The organism is Desulfosporosinus meridiei DSM 13257, assembly GCF_000231385.2.
Classification (GTDB): domain Bacteria; phylum Bacillota; class Desulfitobacteriia; order Desulfitobacteriales; family Desulfitobacteriaceae; genus Desulfosporosinus; species Desulfosporosinus meridiei.
Genome location: NC_018515.1, coordinates 2,306,824 through 2,327,127 on the forward strand (window position 1 = coordinate 2,306,824; position 20,304 = coordinate 2,327,127).

The window sequence follows — 20,304 nt, forward strand, 5'->3', positions numbered from 1 at the left end:
CTTTTGGGTCTATTGTCGTTAAGAATGTTTTTGGGGTGTTTTCAGAGTCGTTTTCTGTTAGTATCTCGGTTAAGAAGCTCACCAGATTGATAAGCATTAATGACTAGTTGGCTTTGTAATTAGTTGGAAGCAAAAGTGCTGTCCCCTTGCTTCCGTAGAAAAGAGGGTGAAAAGATGTCTTCAGATACTCAAGCAACGGCCAAACTTATGATTCAGGGAACTTCCTCCAGCGTAGGAAAGAGCGTGTTGGCTGCTGCATTCTGCCGAATTTTTTATCAAGAAGGATATAAGGTTGCTCCCTTTAAAGCCCAAAATATGGCCCTCAATTCCTTTGTGACCATAGCTGGAGGGGAGATGGGGAGGGCACAAGTCGTTCAGGCTCAAGCTGCCGGAGTGGATCCGGATGTTCGAATGAACCCTATTTTGCTTAAACCAAGTGGACCTGCCGGATCTCAAGTGATTATTGTGGGCAAATCTCAGGGGAATGTAACAGCCCTGCGCTATCATGGGGAGTATCAGCGTATGACTTGGCCGTATGTTACTGAAGCTCTTCACTCCCTGATTGATGAGTATGAAATGGTGATTATCGAAGGGGCCGGAAGTCCGGCGGAAGTTAATCTTAAGTCAAATGACATTGTCAATATGAGAGTTGCCCTGGAAGCTAATTCCCCGGTCTTACTTGTAGCAGACATCGATCGCGGCGGCGCTTTAGCCTCTGTTGTAGGAACCTTAGAATTGGTAGAACCTGAAGAGAGAGCGATGATCAAGGGAATTATCTTTAACAAGTTTCGCGGAGAAATCAAACTGCTTCAGCCGGCCCTTGATTTTATTGAGGAAAAGACAGGAATTCCGGTGGTAGGGGTTGTTCCTTACTTTAAAATCCGTATTCCCGATGAAGATTCTGTTGCTTTGAGTGAAGCGGTAGAAAAGCCTTCGGTTTCCCTTGATCAGCAATTGGATGTAGCTGTAATTCGATTACCCTATATCTCTAACTTTACGGATTTTGATGCCTTGCAGGATGAGCCGGATGTCTCCGTACGTTATGTCACAGAGCGGGCCAATCTGGGAAAACCTGACCTTCTGATTATTCCGGGGAGCAAGAATACTCTTGCTGATTTGCGCTTTCTTCATGATAGTGGAATAGGGGAACAAATACTGGCCCTTTGCGGGGAAGAAGTTCCTGTGATAGGAATATGCGGGGGGTATCAAATGATGGGACGTCTGGTAAAGGATCCTCTGCATACGGAATCTGAGCTGGAAGAGGTAGCGGGATTGGGGATTCTGCCCATGGTTACAGAGTTCTATCCTCAAAAACATACTGTTCAAAGCAAGGGGACCATCTTGACGGATCAGGGCTTTTTTAAAGCCTGCACCGGAGAAACTGTTGAAGGTTATGAAATCCATATGGGCCGATCCATGTTGGATGAAGGGCATTTGCCTCTCTTCAATTTAACTTCCAATGGAGAATCCAATCTCGATGGTTTGCAGTCTGGAAATTCTTATGGAACTTATCTGCACGGGATTTTTGATAATGATAGTTTGAGGGCCTCCTTGTTAAACTGGTTGTGGGAGCGCAGAGGAACCCGGAGACCCGTCGAAGCTTCACTTTCCCAGGCTGCTCTGCGTGAATCGGCGTTTAATGAGTTGGCGGATTTAGTGCGGCAGAATGTGGATCTGGAACGGATACGAGATATTATGGGTTTAAGGGCTGATTTTTAGAAACGGGTTTAGGGATGTCTGCAGAATTGCAAAAGACCTATAGCAGAGAACTCTTGCTTTAAAGTAGGAGTCTAGGATGTGAAGTTTATTAATGATAGAAACGCTTAGTTGGTTTGGGGCAGTCCTTCCAATGGTTGTTCTCTGTGGGTTTATTCTCGATCAAGTTATTGGTGATCCACACAGCTGGCCCCACCCGGTTATAGGGATTGGCAAGGGGATTAGTTTTTTAGAGGAGAAGCTCAATCAGGGAACTCCGCAGGTACGACGGCAAAATGGGGTCTTGTTAACCTTAGCTGTCGTAGGTGGAAGCTATCTGCTTACTTGGGGGGCTGTCTCTCTCGCTAACTTTTTCCACCCTATCCTTGGTTTTGCTTTAAGCATATATATAGTATTTACCACCCTGGCCGCGAAATCTCTTTTAGATGCGGGGCAAAATGTCCTAGTCCCCCTGACTAAAGGGGATTTAAATGAGGCTCGGATCCAGCTTTCCTGGTTAGTCAGCCGTGATACGACAAGTCTATTCGAAGGGGAAATTGCCCGTGGAACCGTCGAAACTTTAGCGGAAAACTTTGTCGATGGAATACTATCTCCTCTCTTTTACGCGGCTCTGGGAGGTGCCCCCTTGGCCATGGCCTTCAAAGCCGTGAGTACCTTAGATTCAATGGTCGGTTATAAAAATGAACGGTATATAGACTTTGGCTGGTTTTCAGCTCGCACAGATGATTGGGCAAACTACCTGCCTGCCCGCTTATCGGTTCCCATCTTGCTCCTGGCAGGAAAATTGAGAAGAATGCCTGTTGCTCATGCGTACCGGATGTGGAAGCGGGACGCCTCAGGACACCCCAGCCCCAATGGTGGAAATCCGGAAAGTGTGGTTGCCGGTTTGCTGGGAATTCAATTAGGTGGAATTAATATTTATCACGGGAAGACCCATCATCGTGCTGAGATGGGGGATGCACTCCATCCAGTCAATGCCACTGATATTGTTCGCTGCCGTCAGCTGGTAAAAACATCCACCTGGCTGTCTCTGATACCCGCGCTTGCTTTAGCTTATCTACGCTAAAAAGATCCTACAAAAACAACCTGAACAATCTGCACCCAAACGCCCCTATTTTTCATTCTAAGCAAATTCAGTATAATGGCACGAACTACGAATATCGAACCACGAACATCGAGTTGGGGGGGATTAAGCATGAAGATTCCACGGATTGTCCTGGCAGGAACTCATAGTGGAGTGGGGAAAACAACCCTGGCAACGGGTTTAATGGCAGCCTTAAAAAAGCGGGAACGCCCAATCCAAGGGTATAAGGTTGGACCGGATTATATAGACCCCAGTTATCATAAGGCGGCTACGGGAAGGGCTTCCCGCAATCTTGACCGCTGGTTGTTGGGGGAGAGCCTGCCTTCCGTCTTTGCTCAGACTGCCAAGGAACGTTGGGCGGTGATTGAGGGAGTCATGGGAATGTATGATGGAATGAGTGGAACCGCGGGCTTTGGGAGCACTGCTGATGTGGCAAAACTCCTTGACGCTCCCATCGTTCTTATAGTCGATGCTTCCTCAATGTCTCGCAGTGTTGCAGCGTTAGTTCATGGATTTAGTACGTACGACCCTCAAGTTAAGCTTCGAGGAGTGATCCTTAATCGGGTTAAGTCCTCTGCCCAAGAAGCAATTCTTAGAGAAGCCCTTAGTGAAATTAGAATACCTGTCCTTGGAGTTTTACCCAAAGAACTATCCCTTAAGCTGCCTGAACGGCATCTAGGGTTAGTTCCGGTAGGGGAAGGCGGACTCTTAGAAGGATTTATCGATACACTTTCTGAGCTGATAACTAAACATGTTGACCTGGATCTGGTTGAAAGCATCATGCTGGATGCCCCCGAATTTAAACAATCATCTTTACCTGAAATAGAAAAGGATCATATTCTGGATCCTTCCGATAAGCCGAATATTATTGACCCAGAACAAGTGTCTGTTTCAACTACAAATAATGAAATAATCTATCCAAATATCCAGAGACAAGAAACTAGTAATAAGTTTCGGTTAGGCTTAGCTTGGGATGAGGCGTTTCTCTTTTACTACCAAGACGCCTTAGATCTTGCTGTAGATTTGAATGCCAGCATAGTACCTTTTAGCCCCTTACACGATCACTCTATCCCCGAAGATTTGGATGGGGTTTTCTTAGGCGGTGGTTTTCCGGAGCTGCATCTCAAACAGTTAAGTCAAAATAAGTCGTTTATAAAATCATTACAGGACTTTGCCGCCAGTGGTAAACCAATCTATGCTGAATGTGGAGGGTACATGTATCTCGGCAAGTCGATTACGGATTTTGAAGGAAATGAGCTGCCAATGGCCGGGATCATTCCCATGAAGGCTGAGATGACCAAGCGTTTACAAGGGATTGGCTATCGAAAAGGTGTCTTTCGTGAGGGTAATTTTCTCGGCCCTGATGGAACCACTGTTCAAGGGCATGAATTTCACTATTCTCGAGTCATCTATGAAAAGGAGTATCCTCCTGCTTATGAATTATTCAGAGGAGATAAAGCGGATCGTCTAGAAGGATATGCTAGAGACAACATAGTCGCTTCTTATTTGCACCTTCATTTTTCGGGACATCCGGAGTTACTGGAACATTGGTTTGCTTTCCGTCCCTGGAGAACAGAGGTATGATTATAGTTGAGCTAAACATGCTGAAACATCCTTTCTCTAAAGGGGTTAAAAGTCATAGGGGGATTGAATATTAATGGATTTCGCAGTCGGGTTAGCTCGTTGTCCGGGAACATGTGGAGAATGGGTACAAGGGGCTAGAGATGGAGTTCCATTTCTTATTGATTGTCCCATTGATCGATTTTCGGAAGCAAGAGTGACATTAAACTTGAATACTACTGGCTGGGATCTGCCCCTTAATAAAGTAAAAGCACTCCAAGTCTTGGAATTGCTCAAAAAAAGTTTAGGTCTGCCTAGGCTAGGGGGCAAGGTTGAGTTCTCTCTTCAGCTTCCGGAAGGAAAAGGGATGGCCAGCTCAACGGCAGATATTACTGCTGTGGCAGCAGCTGCTTTGGTTGCCCTGGGCGAAGAACCTGACTCGGAACGTTTGGCTGATTTTGCTCTCCGGATTGAACCCAGCGATAGTGTGATGTTTCCGGGTATTACGGAAATAGAACATGTTCAAGGGCATAACCATCGATTACTGGGACCCACTGTGCCGGCTTTGTTCTTAGCTTTAGATTGGGGCGGGGCCATTGACACGAAAGTCTTTAACGCTCGTCCGGAGCTTTCTGAACACTATCGGTGTCAGGAGAGCGCAATTAAGAGTGCGTATCAATTAGCCTGTGAAGGAATCAAGCAGGGTGACTTAGAAAAATTGGCAAGAGCCGGAACTATCAGCGCTCAGTGCAATTTAGAAATTAATCATAAATCATTCTTCCATCCTTTTTTAGCCTGGGTTCTGCAAAAGGGCGGGCTTGGCGTTGTCACTGCCCATAGTGGTACATTGTTAGCAGGAGTTTTTCCCCCAAGTGGAGCTTTAAATCAGGATGTCTGTAGGAGCTTACTAAATGAAGCTCAACAACGATTTACTCCTGCCTATTTGGACATCTTCCATAGTCATTCCGGCGGAATTGTCGCCAATAAAATCGAAATTACAGAGAATACGGGGTGATACTATGCACGGTGGCAATCTCCGCAGAGCCAAAGAAATCTATGGCTTGGAGTCATTTGTTGATCTCTCCGCTAATATAAACCCTTTTGGACCTCCACCTGGAGTATGGGCTTCTATAGAAAAGGGTATGAAGGATATTGTAAACTATCCGGATCCGGAGAGTATTGGGTTGAGGAAGAGTCTTGCAACACACTTTAATCAGCCTTTCGAAACAATTATGGTAGGCAACGGAGCCGGCGAACTAATCTTTACCATTGTCCAGGCGTTAAAGCCCCGGAGAGTGGCGATTCCTATTCCGACATTCAGTGAATACGAACGAGCTGCCCGAGCAGCCGGGTCTGAAGTTCAATACATTCCTCTGGGCCCGGAGGGCTGGGCAAAGTATCAAACGGATAAGAAGGGACATTTGTCTGAAGCTAATTGTAAGCAACAGATCTGGAAGGATGTTCTCAAGGATTGTGATTTGCTCTTTCTTTGTTCCCCTCATAATCCAACCGGGACTGTCCTGGAGAAAGAAACCTTTGAGGAAATTCTAGAATTCTGCCAAGAAATTGGCTGTCGAATTCTCTTCGATGAATCCTTCGTTGATTTTCTTCCGGATGCAGAGCGCTGGTCTGCTCGCGATTATTTAACTGCCAACGAGCATCTTATGGTTCTCTATTCTCTAACCAAGTTCTATAGTTTACCGGGGCTGCGTCTGGGCAGCGTTTTTGCCCAGCCAAGGCTAATTGCTGACTTTGAGCAGTATCGTGATCCATGGTCTGTTAATGTACTTGCTCAGCATGCCGGAATTTCGGCATTAGAGGATTTAAAGTATCCTGATGAGGTAAGGGGCAAACTGCAGGAGAGCAGAGAGTATTTCTATAGAGAGTTCCAGTCGGCAGGGTTTTTAAATCTAAAGCTCTGGCCGACTGTGGTTAATTTCGCCTTGATTGAAGTTTTAGACCAGCCTCCTGAAAAATTAATCGAACATTTAGGTCGCTCAGGGATCCTCGTGCGCAACTGTGCCAGTTTTACCGGCCTGCCTGGTAATTTTATACGGGTGGCGATTAAGGATATCTCAGTTATGCAACGCTTAATTGCTGAACTGAAGAGCTGGATTGGATTATCCTGTGGTAATGGCATTTTAATTTAAAAAATTATTGATAATATATTTAAAAACCTTCAATATAAAAAATAACTTCGTAAAAACACTTCCAAATGGAAGTGTTTTTTGCGGCGTCTCCAAAGCATTTTGGTTTTAGTTGAGAGGGAGTAGAAAGTAGCAACATTAGAAAAACTTCCAAGTGAAAAATAGATGAATGTAGTCGGAATATAAATAACAGACTAGCTTTGTCTTCTAAATATAAAAATAAACTTATAAATTTCAATATTAGAAGGAAATTAGCGAACTATGTCGAATTAATATAACTACAAATAAGGATATAATGGTATATAGCGGAACTTAGTTGAAAGTGCCTTTAGGAAATGAAATATAGTAAGGACTGGATAACTGAAGACCGACTATCTCCTTTTAGAAAAAAGCCATAATATAATTTATTAGTAACTTGGGCAATGGAGCTCTTCATCAACATCCCGGATATTATTGGGATGTTATGAAGGGCTAGTTTTAATTATATTGCGCATGAGGGGGGGCAGTTTATTGATATAAGGTTAAAATTAGACCTTAACAAGTAGAGAGATATGTTTATATCAGACTAGTAAGGAGCTTATTTGAATTTCTATACCTTTAAACGTTCATAGGGTTCTATTAAAAGGCATTAATTATAACCATTCAATTTAAAATATTAATTTACTTATATTTACAATTCAACATATGAGAAGTTCAGGTGCAATATTAAATTTAATTACTCTAGCACGCTTAAAGTGAGAATCAGAAAGAGGGGCTCTTGTTTATGGGTCTAAAAACTAAGTTAATCGCAATTTTTTCGTTATTATCCGTTATTATTCTTGCTGTATCATCAGTTGCAGGTTACACTTTCACAAAGAATCAGGTTGAGCAGAGTATTCAAAATGAATTGAAGGCAACAGAGATTTCCGGGATTAACAAATTAGATGGATGGCTGATAAGCAAGGCTAAGATGCTGGAAATGACGGCTGCTACACTCAAGAGTTCACTTGGAGACCAAGAGCCATCTGTTAACAATTTAGCTGGATTTAAAGTTGCTGACAAAGAACTATCTGATGTATATGTAGGAACGGAATCCGGCAAGTTGATCGACGGCAGTGGTTGGGTAGCACCAAAAGATTACGATCCTCGTGCAAGAGCATGGTATAAGAGCGCGACTCAAGAAGACAAGTTAGTCTTTACAGACCCTTATTTAGATCAAGTGACAAAAGAGATGGCTGTGGCTGTTGCGATGCCAATAAAAGATACAACAGGAAAAACAAGTGGTGTAATCAGTCAGGATATACTATTAAAAACTCTGGTGGCAAACGTTAGTGCTTTAAATTTGAATGGTGAAGGGAACGCCCTCTTAGTAGATAAGAAGGGGTTTTTATTAGCCTATCCAGATGTGGATGCCGTATCTACAAACATTTTTGAGAATCCTAAGCTGAAAGATATGTCTGTGATCCTAAAAGATGTTTTGGGGGAAAAGCTAGGAATAAAAAACTATACTTACCAAGGGCAAGATATGCTGCTTGTGTATGATATTGTTCCTTCAACGGGATGGACACTAGCTATATCAATACCAGTTGATGTGATTAATAAACCTTTGGCAGATTTAAGATTGCTATTTAGCATGTTAACATTTGGGTTAGTCCTGCTTGTAGTTGGCGTGACATTTCTAATGGCTCGTAAAATAACTAGGCCATTAGAAACTCTAAATAACAAAGCCAAATCCGTGGCAGAGGGTGATTTGACTGTTGAGATCGAGGTCGTGGGGAAAGATGAGAGTTCCCAACTTGCCGATACGTTTAATGTTATGGTGAAGAATTTTAAAGTGATCCTAGTAGGAATAGTTAATAACTCTCAACAATTGGCTGCTTCAGCGGAAGAGTTAACCGCTAGTGCAGATTCAGTTAGTGCATCAACTGAACAAATGGCATCTTCAGTTCAAGAAGTGTCCGATGGTGTAAACAATAAATTATCAGGGGTAGAAGCCACAGCTGGTTCGGCTAAACAAGTTTCTATGCATATGGAGAAAATAACTAGAGATATCCAAAAAGTAACTGAAGGGTCACTTAGAACCTCTGAAATAGCAGCATCAGGAGATAACGTCGTTAAAAAAGCTATCAATCAGATGCAGTCAATAGGTACTAAAGTAAACGAAGCTTCAAAGGTAGTTAATGAGTTAGGTGGCAAATCTGATGAAATTGGGCAAATAGTATCGCTAATCACAAATATCGCCTCGCAAACTAATTTGTTAGCTCTAAATGCTGCCATTGAAGCAGCCAGAGCCGGCGAACAAGGTAGGGGGTTTGCAGTAGTTGCCGATGAAGTACGGAAATTGGCGGAGCAATCCAGTGATGCAGCAGGTAAAATTCGTAGTCTAGTCGATGAGATTCAACACGAGACGACTAACGCTGTACAGACTATGCACGATGGTTCTTTAGCAGTCAATGAAGGTATTTCTATGGTTAATTCCGCCGGGGAAGCATTCAAAGACATTGTACAAGGTGTCAATGATTTTTCGTTGTTAACTAAAACTGTAGTAGATGTAGTACGTGAAGTTAGTACAAGCACTGAAGCAATTGTTAACTCAGTAATGGAGGTAGCGAATATCCCTAAAGAGATCGCTAGTAATTTAGAGGGCGTCGTAGCTGGGGCAGAAGAGCAAAGTTTTTCCATGGAGGAAATACGAAGGGCATCTAGCGAGCTAGCTAAAATGGCGATGGAATTTCAAACAAGTGTTGCCATGTTTAAATTGTAAAGTCGATTACATGATATTGTTACATTTTCTCAAAAGGGCCGTATGAAAACTTGGCTCCAAAAAATTTAAATGGTTATTTCTTAAAAGCGGTCTTTTTTCACTGTCGAGAGTGGAAAAGACCGCTTTTGCTTCGATGTTTTCAATTGTATAGAAGTGAAATGAAGGGATGTAAAACCAAGAAAGAATATAATACCTTCCGCAACCAAACCCGGTGTATGACGGTGGGAAACATCATAGGAAATGAAGAAATCGTTATAAAGGTGTAAATAAGGATTTAGACATATTAGTTAGAATAGCTCAATAATAAGCAAAAAAATCCCTATCATAATGGACAATTAATGACTAAAATTATAAAAACCAACAGAATTCAAAAGAGTGTGAACTATATTAATCGAAGTTGAGGGTGTGAAAAAGCAAATCTAAGCATGTACGGGTCAACGGGATGCTAAACAAAGATGAGGAGGAACTAAAATGCTAGTTGTTGGCGAGTTAATTAATGCTAGTCGCAAGGCCATAGGGGAGGCGATCAGAGCACAAGATGCTGCTTATATCCAGAAGGTAGCAAAAGACGAGTTTGAAGCAGGAGCAGATTATATTGATGTGAACGCGGGGATTTTTGTCGGCAAAGAGCCTGAATACCTGCAGTGGTTGGTTAAGACAGTGCAGGAAGTAGTCGATGCACCTTGCTGTATTGACAGTCCGGATCCCAAAGCCATTGATGCTGCCTTGTCTGTGCATAAAGGAGTGGCTATGATAAATTCAATCTCCCTGGAGAAGGAACGATATGATGCTTTAATCCCGGTAGTTGCCGGAACAGACTTAAAGGTTGTAGCACTATGTATGAGTGATGAAGGAATGCCTGAAACCATGGATGCTCGGTTGAAAATAGCAGAGAAACTAATTGAAGGACTTGTTAAAAATAATGTTCCCTTAAACAATATTTATGTAGACCCCTTAGTGCAGCCAATCTCGACGAATAATACCTTTGCTGTAGAATTTATAAATTCAGTTGAAGCAATTATGACGCGCTTTAAAGGGGTACATACCATGTGTGGATTATCCAATGTATCCTATGGGCTGCCGGTTCGGAAATTCATGAACCAAGCCTTTGCCATTATGGCTATTGGTAAAGGCTTAGATGGTTTAATTATCAACCCCTTGGATAAGATGATGATGGCCAGTTTAGTTACAGCAGAGGCTCTAGCCGGTCGGGATAACTACTGTGTTAATTATCTCAAGGCCTATCGCAACAAGAAATTCGATTTCTTAGGTTAGTTTTGCATGTCATAATCAAAGAAAGATTTAATGGGCTGTAACAAAATTGAATTTGTTGACGGCCCATTTCTTTCAGACTTGTTGGCGAGAGCGAACTCCTTCAGCTAATCAAGTTAAACAAAAGCTGAAGCCAAAGCTTCTTTCTCTAAACCATTACCTATAAAACTTACAATTCCGTCTGCAACTTCGCTGACTGCCATGATTGAATATTCTCCGGCAACATAATTAAACTCGAGGTAATGACTCCCCGAATTAATAATACCTTTAACTCGAATAAGAGCTCCAAAATGACCATTTTTACACTTTTCCAAGATGCTTTTCAATTGATCAAGGCTTATGGTTTTTGTAGTTTTAAGTCCTAGGGAGTCAAAGTTATGGCTTAAATATTGTTTAGAACTATTTAATACACACTCACAACTACCATTGATTAATTCTTTTATATCTAGCGTCGATAATTGTGCCCAATCTTTAGTGACAAGCTGGGCAGTTTCGTTGAGTGATTTTAATGAGTTCTCTACTTGAGTAAGCTCGTAGTCATTTACAAATTGTACTTTACTTAGCACCAAGGATGAGGCATGGCGGATTTGGTTCTTAAAGAATTCTGAGTAGCCCTGAATATTCTTTGAAAAGTTTTGCACATCAACGACAGTGGTGACTGAGTTTATAAAACATTTGCCGGAGACTTCAGAGTCTTTAAAGACGTCAAGGATCTCCTCCAAAACAAAGATCCCGGAGGGTTCGAAAATAATCCGATCGATCTTCTGACTTAATAGATTTTTAAGAGTAAGCAAAAAATCTCCTTTAAGCTTGCAGCAAACACAGCCATTAGATAGTTCGTAAACTTCGAACCCTTCGATTTCCAGCAGCTCTCGATCTACGTTGACTTCACCAAAATCGTTTTCTATAAGGACGATTTTTTCACAGGTATCCAGTGAATGTAGGATCTTTTTTACTAAAGTTGTTTTACCGGCTCCTAAAAATCCAGAAACAATATCAAATTTAACCATTTATCTTATCCTCCTATAATCCCAAAATAGCATCAATTATCATTGATGTAAGCGTAATGATAATTGCACAACTATACCATGGATTATTCTGTATTAATGGGGACATTTCGATTAGATTTACAGGGTTAGATAGTCCCATTTTCTCAGTTTTCATTAAAACAAACTCAAAAGAACAGGGAAAGATTTATCAAGATATAACAAAATAGTCCATGGTAAAGGAAGTCCTGAAAAGACTACAATAATAACATGATAACAGTCAAAACATTTAGAACATTCAAACATCTAAAATCATTCTGGAGTAAGAATTAGAGCGAGGTGAAAAGGAATCAACTATTTAATTAGTGACTTGGTAATCTCCTATTGCAAGCCTAACTGACTGAACCATGAGTTTAAACCAACAGTGAAGAAACGTATACAGAGGAGGATATATAATGTTTGATTTTTCTGGATTAAGCAATGCTGTCATTGAAGGTGACAGCGACCAAGTACAGGCAAAAGTTAATGCAGCCATCAATGCAAAGGTTGATCCTTTAGCAATCATTAATCAAGGACTTATCGGAGGTATGAATGTCGTTGGACAACGTTTTAAGGTTAATGATATGTTTGTACCAGAAGTATTGATGTCGGCTCGCGCCATGAATGATGGTATCGAATTGGTTAAGCCATTACTGGCAGGTGGTGAAATGACCAATAGGGGTACAGTTATCATTGGAACGGTAAAAGGAGATCTGCATGATATAGGCAAGAGCTTAGTCGGTATGATGCTCGAATGCTCAGGATTTAAAGTGGTTGATTTAGGAGTTGATATTTCTCCCGAAGAGTTTATTAAGGCTATTAAAGAAAATGACGGCAAGGTATTAGCACTTTCCGCCTTGTTAACAACCACAATGTTGTCCATGAAATCAACCATCGATGAATGTGTTGCTCAAGGTATGCGCAATGACGTTAAAGTTATTATTGGTGGTGCACCTATTTCTCAAGAGTTTTCCGATCAAATTGGTGCAGATGGATATGCCGGGGATGCTGCTGCTGCAGTTGAACTAGTTGCTAAATTATTGGCTTCTTAAATATTATCAAGGGGAGGGAATATTGTGGCTAATCTTCAATTTACTGAACTTGCTTATACTGACTTGAATGAATTTATATATGGTCAGGCTAAAAAGCCTGTCGTTTGCAGCAATGGTATGGTCATAGGTGGAGGTACTGTCTATCCGGAGGTAAATCTTACCTTGCCTACCATGTTAATTGACAGAGAAACTATGCCCAAAGTACTATCCCAGTACGAAGAGATGATTCACGGGATTTGCTCAAAAGCCCATGAGCTTCATTCGCCAGGGATTATCATTGAGATAGAACTGCTTCCTCCGTGTACCTTTAATCCTCAATGGGGGATTGATGTCACTAAGGTTGTTAAAGGTGTCATGAACGAGTATTATACAAAGTTTGGCCTGAAAAGTCTCTTGAGGATGACTGTTGTAGATGTTCGTGAAGGAAAAACCCTTACTCATATGTACAAGGGAGAACACTGGGATAATGTTGTTAATACCTTCAGAGGGTGTGCTGAAGCCGGGGCTGACTTCTTGGCCATTGAATCCATTGGTGGAAAGCACCTCCACGATGAGGCAGTTATGAACTGTGACCTGCCTAAAGCTTTATTTTCTTTAGGGGTAGTAGGATGCCGAGATATGATCACTTTATGGGATGAAATTGTCAAGATCGCTGCTGAAACAAATTGCATTCCTTCCGGTGATACTGCTTGCGGCTTTGCTAATACTTCTATGGTCATGGCACACAAGAATTTTATCCCGAAGGTCTTTGCAGCGATTGACAGGGTTATGTGTGCTGTCAGAACATTAGTTGCCGTAGAGCGTGGTGCTATCGGACCTGATAAGGATTGTGGGTATGAAGGTGTCTACCTTAAGGCAATCACAGGAACACCCATTTCTATGGAAGGAAGAACGGCGGCTTGTGCTCACTCAAGTTCAGTTGGAAATATTGCTGCTTGCTTAGCGGACTGCTGGAGTAATGAGTCTGTAGAAAATGTCAGATTGTTAGGCGGAATGGCTCCTACTGTCTACATTGAACAGCTAATCTATGATTGTAGAATCATGAACGTAGCAACCTCTCGAGGCTCTGCTCTGGAAATGAGGGATATTTTAGCTGAATCGGATAGAATGTATGATCCTCAAGCGTATGTCCTAGACCCTAAAGTGGTACTTAAGATCAGCCAAGAGATTGTTCAAGGAAAAACTCACTTTGAACGAACAAAAATTGCCGCTTCTGCTACTATTAAAGAATTGCGCTCTGCTTTCCAAGATGGTTTACTGCAATTAGATGCTAAAGAATTAAAATACTTAGATATATTGGAAAAACAATTAAAATCTATTCCTGATGATGAAGCTGAATTTACAAAAATGATGCTAAAAAATAGTACTATTGATAAATTCGACCCAGCAAAGTACGATTTTAACATCGACTCTGCGGCAAAATAATTTACTAGCAAGGTGAACGTTACAAATATTTTACCAAATATGAATGACTGACAGGTTAATTAGTTAATGGCACCCTTATCTTTGGTTATTTACCCTTTGTACCGAAGATAAGAGTGCCCCTTTGAGTTTTTTTTAATTAAAGGTAAAAGGAAATCTTTACTTGTGTTATAATATTAATAGAATATTTGCTTAATCTGCATTATCTTCCAAAAAAACTTGTATTCAAGAGTTGAATGAATAAGTATTTGCTCAGATACGTGTAAACTGGATTTGGAGGTGGTAATGTGAATCATAGTGATGTTAATCAAGACAAAAAGGTACAATGGCTTGAACAATTAGTTGGGCGAGACCTTTTAGACAAAATGCTGTGTTCATTTTCCAAGTCAACGGGATTAAAGGCAATTCTCGTTGACAACAAAGGAAATACGCTTATCTCTACTGATCATGCTATCAAGGACTGCGATTTTTGCCAAATGATAAAATCGGATAGCAATGGTGCTAAAAAGTGTCAGCGCTCTTATGCCCGAGCTTGTATTGAGGCCTCGAAATATGGAGAACCCTATATTTTTCGGTGTCACGCGGGTCTGATCATGTGGGCAGCACCTATTTTATTAGATGGATACGTAGGATCAATCATTTGCGGACAGGTTCTTATGTGGGAACCAGAGGACTATTTTCTGGAAGAGATAGAGGAAATGGTAAAGGGGCTTCATATAGATATAGCTGCTGTCAAATGGTCAGCCTCTCAACTGGAGATTATGTCTAGTGACAAGGTGCAAGCGGCGGCTGACTTGTTGTTCGTTGTAGCTAACCAAGTCATGCAAAGTGGAATGACTGTCTTAGAGCAACGAAGGGAAATCGCCGCTCAACAAGCCAGATTAGCGGAAGAAATTCAAGCGCGCAAACGGGCAGAAGTTGCTATGAGTACAATTGAATCTAGAACCAACAGAATAAATTCCTTAGAAAAAGAGCAAGAACTTAGGACCATGGTGCGAAACGGAGAAAAACGAGCAGCTGAAAGACTTCTAGAAAAAATATTGGTAGATATATTCGCCAAAAACTCTAATCATTTAGATACACTGAAGACAAGAGTTATGGAGCTCGTCGTTATAATATCGAGGGCAGCAGTGGATGGGGGAGCTGAACTAAGTGAGGTGCTGCAGCTAAACGCCATATTTTATCAAGAATTGCATGATATTCCTTCATCAGATGAACTGTGCCTGTGGACCAAAAAAATGTTAGAGTCTTATATGAGCTACTTAGAGAGCAATAAAAATCAAAAGAACTTGCAAGCAATCCAGAAGGCTGCTGAGTATATTCGGAATAATTATCGCAATAAACTGACAATCGATGATATTGCCCAGGCTGTTTATTTAAGCCCCTGCTACGTAAGCAGAATCTTTAAACAAGGTTTGGGTTGTACTCTAATGGAATATCTGACCCAGGTTCGGGTGGAGGAAGCAAAAACTATGCTGAAAAACCCCAAATATAACGTGATGCAAGTTGCTGAAGAAAGCGGGTTTGAAGATCCTGGATACTTTACCAGAGTCTTTAAAAAACTTGAGGGAGTTACACCCAGTCGGTTTAAACAACATGCTTTATAAAAACACTTGATGACTAACATACTAAGGAGAGTGAGGGAGTATGGTAAGGTCAGAATTGGAATTAGAATCAATCACCAAAGCTTTGATTAAAGGGCAAGCCAACCGAGTTAAGACCCTGACTCTTTTGGCTATTGAAAATGGTGTCAATGCGCAAAGGATTTTTCAACATGCCCTACTGCCTGGTATGCAAGCGATAGGCAGTCAATTTAGAGACAATACAATTTATATTTCTGATGTACTTATAGCTTCCAGGGCAATGCATGCAGGCTTGCATGTATTGAAACCTATTTTTTCGGAATCACAGCACTCCTCACTTGGTAAAGTGGTTATAGGGACTGTAGCTGGAGATCTGCACGATATTGGCAAAAATTTAATCGTCATGATGTTTCGTGGCGCGGGGTTAGAAGTAATTGATTTGGGTATAGACGTTCAAACAGAGGAGTTTGTAGAAGCAGTAAACGAACATCATCCGGATATTTTGGCCATGTCTGCAATGCTTACGACGACGTTACCCATGATACCTGAAACAATCGGGGAGTTAGAACGTCATAAGCTTCGCGATAGTGTTAAAATAATAATCGGCGGTAATCCTGCGACCCAGGATTTTGCCCAGGCAATTAAAGCAGATGGGTATGCAGGAGATGTGTTTAAAGCTGTTGATTTAGCATTGCAGCTTGTACAGTAATGATTGAATAAATGTTGCTTATCGAATAATACGATATGTGCTTAGAATAGAGCTAGGAGAATCTTTACTTAGACTGAAGGGGACTCCTAGTTATTTTGTTTTTGTGTGTTCGGGGGTGTGTTAAATGAGATTACCAATTGCGGTTGCAATATATTTAGTAATACCATTACTGATATTTTATAAATTAGTAATGAAGATACGGGTTAGAGATAAACATAGGGTAATTCTTTTCTTGGCTTTAATCGCAAGTTTTAGTATAGTAACCTACTTCTTATTTCAATACATCGAATATCAGGTTAACGTGAATATAACGAAATAGAGTAAGAACGGAATTTCATATATAAAAGAAATAGTCCTAAGACTTTAAAATTGCAAGATAATATCGTAATCCGTAATTTTGACGCTCAATAAATAATCTGTTTCCTGATTGTACGAAATATGGCCTGGTAAAAGTTTGGAATTTCGAGAAATACTTGTTATTTGAAGAATTCGAGATAATAAAAATATAGTTTATTGGTTATTAGAAGGGAGGCGTGGAAATGTCAGATTTCTTAGAAGGTATAAAGCGAGGCGCAAAAGCCTTTAAAAGTTCTTTAGGTCCCAGCCGATATGAGGCTGCTAATATCAAAATTGTCTGCCCTCATTGTCAAAATGACATTTTTGAAGAAGGATCTGCTCAATTGAATACAGCTGGTGCTAGTTTCTTAAATCTAGATTGGTTAAACAAATCTGCAATTATTTTAGTATGTACTAGGTGTGGATTAATTCAATGGTTTGGAAAGTCAATACAGAAGATTGACTAAGGTTTTGAATGTCGGCTTTAGCCAACATTCAAAACCTTTGGAAGGGAATGGGCTTATTCCAAATAATGAGATACACACCGCTATTTGTTTGAAAAAATAGTTGACAAAGTCAAATAAATTACAATATATTATAATTATAAAGTGCAAATTGAGGAGGATGGTCCATCTTGAGTTCCCGATACATGACTTTGATAAATACTATTCGAAGATTCAATCGGTTCTACATTAATATTTTGGGATTACTGGATAAGCATATATATGAAAGCGAATTTTCGCTTGCCGAAGTTCGGGTATTATATGATATTGGTCATACGGAAGTTTGTACTGCTAAGAAATTAATAGAAGAGCTAAAAATGGATCCGGGCTATCTAAGCAGAATAATAAAACGCTTTGAACATGATAGCCTTATATACAGAGTACAGTCCAAGGAGGATGGTCGGTTATATTATCTTTACCTTACAGATAAAGGTAAAGATACTCTTTCAAAGTTGGATGACCTGTCGAACGATCAAATCTATAAAATGATCAGCTGTGTGCCGGAAGAAGATAAAAAAAGCGTCGTAGAAAGTATGAAAACTATTGAAAAAGCGCTCTCAGAAAAATCTATAAAAATTAGAGATAAGATTATAATCCGCAATGAATTAAGACCGGGAGATGTGGGCTATTTAATTCATCTGCATGGCTGGATTTATGCTCAAGAATGTAAATTTAACCATATGTTTGAAGGCTATGTCTGCAAAACTATTTTTGATTTGTTTAATAATTATAACGTAGAAAAGGATAGATTCTGGTTTGCAGAAGCGAATGGAGTAATGATCGGTGCTATTGCTATTGTCGGACAATCTGCGAGTCGTGCTCAGTTAAGATGGTTCATCCTCCATCCACTATTCAGAGGAATTGGCTTGGGAAACACCTTGCTAAATGAAGCTATGAAATACTGCAAGGAGAAAGGATATAAGCAGGTATTTCTGGTGACTACTGATGACCAAGAGATTGCAATCAAAATGTACATGAAAATCGGGTTTAGGAAAGTGGCGGAACACGAAAATAAGGTGTGGGGAAAGAACTTGATTGAACATACCTATGAGTTAAATTTACCGTAAAGAAATCCAGCTACTTTAATACACTCCATATTTAGGGAAAATAGATTTAAGGTGGCATAAAGATGTAGTCCTGGTTTGTTAGGAGTACCATTTACTGCCGGATCCTCATCCAGATGAGAAGAAACAGTAAATAATACAATATCCCTAATTGCTTGATTGTGCTTATGAAGACAGCTAGGTTTTCTTACTTGGAAAGTAAGAAAACCTAGTTTTTTTGTATGGAAGCCTTTGCTTATAAGGTGTTAATGACCGGATAATTGAATATACATTAAACCTAATCCTAATTCAGGAAGGTTTATGCATATGAAGAAACAAAGTCTGGTAAAAGGAGCATTTGTTCTAACCATAGCTGCCTTCGTTACTAAAATATTAGTACTCGTTAATTCAATTGTTCAATCCCGAGTTCTCGGGTCTGAAGGAATAGGCATAAAAATGATGGTTATGCCATTAATGGGATTGATGATTACACTGACAACAATAGGGTTACCTATTGCTATTTCTAGATTAGTGGCGGAAGCTGATGCTCAAGGAAATGGAGCTAAGGTCAAGAAAATCTTGATTGTGGCTTGTGCTATTACAGGAAGCCTATGCATTGTAGTTGTCTGTCTATCCGTTTTTTTGGGTCAGGTATGTTCCGCATATTTTTTAACGGATCAGCGCTCTTATTATTCATTCATGGCTTTGATTCCCATCATTCCCATTGTTGCAGTTTCAGGTGTCCTTAAAGGTTATTTTCGAGGAATGCAGACAATGAATCCTCTTGCGCTATCTCAAGTTATTGAGCAGATTGCCCGAATTGGTTTTACATATTTTTTGGTTCAGAGTTTGATTCCTCTTGGCATAGAGTATGCAGCAGCCGGAGCTGTCGTTAGCAGTGTGCTTGGTGAAGCTCTCTCTCTAGTGTATTTAATAATTGCCTTTCGACTGTCTCACCAAACTAAGCTTCGTCTTCCCATTTGGAAGAAAGTAATGAAGGGAAGAGACATATTCATTGAATTATTATCGACGGCTCTTCCTACTACAGGCAACGGATTGATATTCTCAGTTTCCAAAGCAATTCAACCTATTATTATCACTAAGAGTTTAGCTATAGCAGGATTTACCTCTATAGTGATTGCCAAAGACTATGGAATGTTAACAGGCTTTGTCATGCCTCTGTTATTTTTCCCTGGTTTTATCAACCAGTCTTTAGGAGTTACTTTAGTTCCAGCCATTAGTGAAGCGAAGGCTAATAATCATCTTAATTTAATTCAGCGCAGATTATCTCAAGCAATATGTGTCGCTCTTGGTGTTGGAGTTCCTAGTACAGCACTCTTATATCTGTTTGCCCACGAATTGATGACGTTGATCTATAAATCTCCGCAGGCGGCACCTTTCTTGAAATTCATTGCACCATTCTTTTTATTTCACTATCTGCAAACTCCTCTTCAGTCTACTTTAGTAGGATTGGGGCATGCGAAAGCGGCAATGCTTAATAATATGATCTCTAAGGGAATGACCATTCTTCTGATTTATCCATTGTCTGCGAACCTTAAGCTAGGAATCTATGGAGTAATTTTAGCTATATGTATAGGAGTCATCTTAGAAACTTTGTTGCACATTTTTTCCGTTATAAAATTAATTGGATTTGATGTGAATTATTACGATATGATTAAGATCTTATTGGCGGGAATATCTATGGGTTTAGGCGGGAAGCTTGTATTCGTTTATTTGAATAATAGTGAGCTGAGATTAGGGACGGCAATCTTGATAACTTTTCTATTATCGATATGGATATATTTGATGATACTAATTTATTTAAAGGTAATTCGGCGCAAGGCTATCCTTAGAATACCTTTTGTTGGAGAAAAATTAGCTATGTTGTTTCCTATTGGCCGATGATTTTTGCGGTAATACAAGGATTGTTTATGTTGAAAATGGTAGAAACACATTCATCCTCCCGTCATAAAGTGCACAAGGCAATTTGATGCTACTATGAGTTTGCTTGTCCACGGGTTACGACCTGAAAACAAGAAGAAACGGTTTCCTCCTGGACAAATTTCATTATGACTGATACCTAAGAATGAAACAATTTATACTGAGGTA

15 protein-coding genes are annotated in these 20,304 nt (G+C 40.4%); 14 read left to right on the forward strand and 1 reads right to left on the reverse strand.

Going from position 1 to position 20,304, the window contains the following annotated elements:
• The first annotated feature begins 174 nt into the window (after positions 1 to 174).
• From DESMER_RS10605 to DESMER_RS10635, 7 genes are all read left to right on the forward strand, one after another.
• Positions 175 to 1,719, forward strand: a complete 1,545-nt coding sequence (locus DESMER_RS10605; protein ID WP_014903048.1) for a cobyric acid synthase — start codon at positions 175 to 177, stop codon at positions 1,717 to 1,719.
• Positions 1,720 to 1,810: 91 nt separating this feature from the next.
• Positions 1,811 to 2,782, forward strand: a complete 972-nt coding sequence (gene cbiB, locus DESMER_RS10610; protein ID WP_014903049.1) for an adenosylcobinamide-phosphate synthase CbiB — start codon at positions 1,811 to 1,813, stop codon at positions 2,780 to 2,782.
• 129 nt (positions 2,783 to 2,911) lie between these two features.
• Positions 2,912 to 4,384 (forward strand): cobyrinic acid a,c-diamide synthase CobB, encoded by a 1,473-nt coding sequence (locus DESMER_RS10615; protein ID WP_014903050.1) that lies wholly within the window; start codon positions 2,912 to 2,914, stop codon positions 4,382 to 4,384.
• A 73-nt stretch (positions 4,385 to 4,457) separates the two neighbouring features.
• Positions 4,458 to 5,375: a GHMP family kinase ATP-binding protein gene (locus DESMER_RS10620; protein WP_014903051.1), complete on the forward strand. Its 918-nt coding sequence runs from the start codon at positions 4,458 to 4,460 to the stop codon at positions 5,373 to 5,375.
• Positions 5,376 to 5,379: 4 nt separating this feature from the next.
• On the forward strand, positions 5,380 to 6,510 hold the full coding sequence (cobD, locus tag DESMER_RS10625) for a threonine-phosphate decarboxylase CobD (protein ID WP_014903052.1): 1,131 nt from the start codon (positions 5,380 to 5,382) through the stop codon (positions 6,508 to 6,510).
• 760 nt (positions 6,511 to 7,270) lie between these two features.
• Positions 7,271 to 9,250 carry a methyl-accepting chemotaxis protein gene (locus DESMER_RS10630; protein WP_014903053.1) on the forward strand — a complete coding sequence of 660 codons (1,980 nt, stop codon included), beginning with the start codon at positions 7,271 to 7,273 and terminating at the stop codon, positions 9,248 to 9,250.
• A 471-nt stretch (positions 9,251 to 9,721) separates the two neighbouring features.
• Positions 9,722 to 10,525, forward strand: a complete 804-nt coding sequence (locus tag DESMER_RS10635; protein ID WP_014903054.1) for a methyltetrahydrofolate cobalamin methyltransferase — start codon at positions 9,722 to 9,724, stop codon at positions 10,523 to 10,525.
• Positions 10,526 to 10,638: 113 nt separating this feature from the next.
• Here the strand turns inward: DESMER_RS10635 and DESMER_RS10640 are convergent, their stop codons facing one another.
• Positions 10,639 to 11,532 (reverse strand): CobW family GTP-binding protein, encoded by an 894-nt coding sequence (locus tag DESMER_RS10640; RefSeq protein ID WP_014903055.1) that lies wholly within the window; start codon positions 11,530 to 11,532, stop codon positions 10,639 to 10,641.
• A gap of 431 nt (positions 11,533 to 11,963) precedes the next feature.
• Between DESMER_RS10640 and DESMER_RS10645 the strand changes: the two genes are divergently transcribed.
• The 7 genes from DESMER_RS10645 to spoVB all read left to right on the forward strand — a co-directional run bounded on the left by DESMER_RS10645 (position 11,964) and on the right by spoVB (position 20,100).
• On the forward strand, positions 11,964 to 12,599 hold the full coding sequence (locus DESMER_RS10645; protein ID WP_014903056.1) for a cobalamin B12-binding domain-containing protein: 636 nt from the start codon (positions 11,964 to 11,966) through the stop codon (positions 12,597 to 12,599).
• 24 nt (positions 12,600 to 12,623) lie between these two features.
• A complete protein-coding gene (locus DESMER_RS10650; protein WP_014903057.1) occupies positions 12,624 to 14,024 on the forward strand; it encodes a methanol--corrinoid methyltransferase in 1,401 nt (466 codons plus the stop codon).
• A 284-nt stretch (positions 14,025 to 14,308) separates the two neighbouring features.
• Entirely contained in the window at positions 14,309 to 15,628 is a 1,320-nt protein-coding gene (locus DESMER_RS10655) for a PocR ligand-binding domain-containing protein (RefSeq protein WP_014903058.1), read from the forward strand.
• Between the two features lie 40 nt (positions 15,629 to 15,668).
• A complete protein-coding gene (locus DESMER_RS10660; protein ID WP_014903059.1) occupies positions 15,669 to 16,313 on the forward strand; it encodes a cobalamin B12-binding domain-containing protein in 645 nt (214 codons plus the stop codon).
• Positions 16,314 to 16,852: 539 nt separating this feature from the next.
• A complete protein-coding gene (locus tag DESMER_RS10670) occupies positions 16,853 to 17,116 on the forward strand; it encodes a hypothetical protein (RefSeq protein ID WP_014903061.1) in 264 nt (87 codons plus the stop codon).
• Positions 17,117 to 17,283: 167 nt separating this feature from the next.
• Positions 17,284 to 18,219 carry a bifunctional helix-turn-helix transcriptional regulator/GNAT family N-acetyltransferase gene (locus tag DESMER_RS10675; RefSeq protein WP_014903062.1) on the forward strand — a complete coding sequence of 312 codons (936 nt, stop codon included), beginning with the start codon at positions 17,284 to 17,286 and terminating at the stop codon, positions 18,217 to 18,219.
• Between the two features lie 303 nt (positions 18,220 to 18,522).
• The gene (gene spoVB, locus DESMER_RS10680; protein WP_042333668.1) at positions 18,523 to 20,100 is read left to right on the forward strand and encodes a stage V sporulation protein B; all 1,578 of its coding nucleotides are present in this window, start codon (positions 18,523 to 18,525) and stop codon (positions 20,098 to 20,100) included.
• Positions 20,101 to 20,304 lie beyond the last annotated feature (204 nt).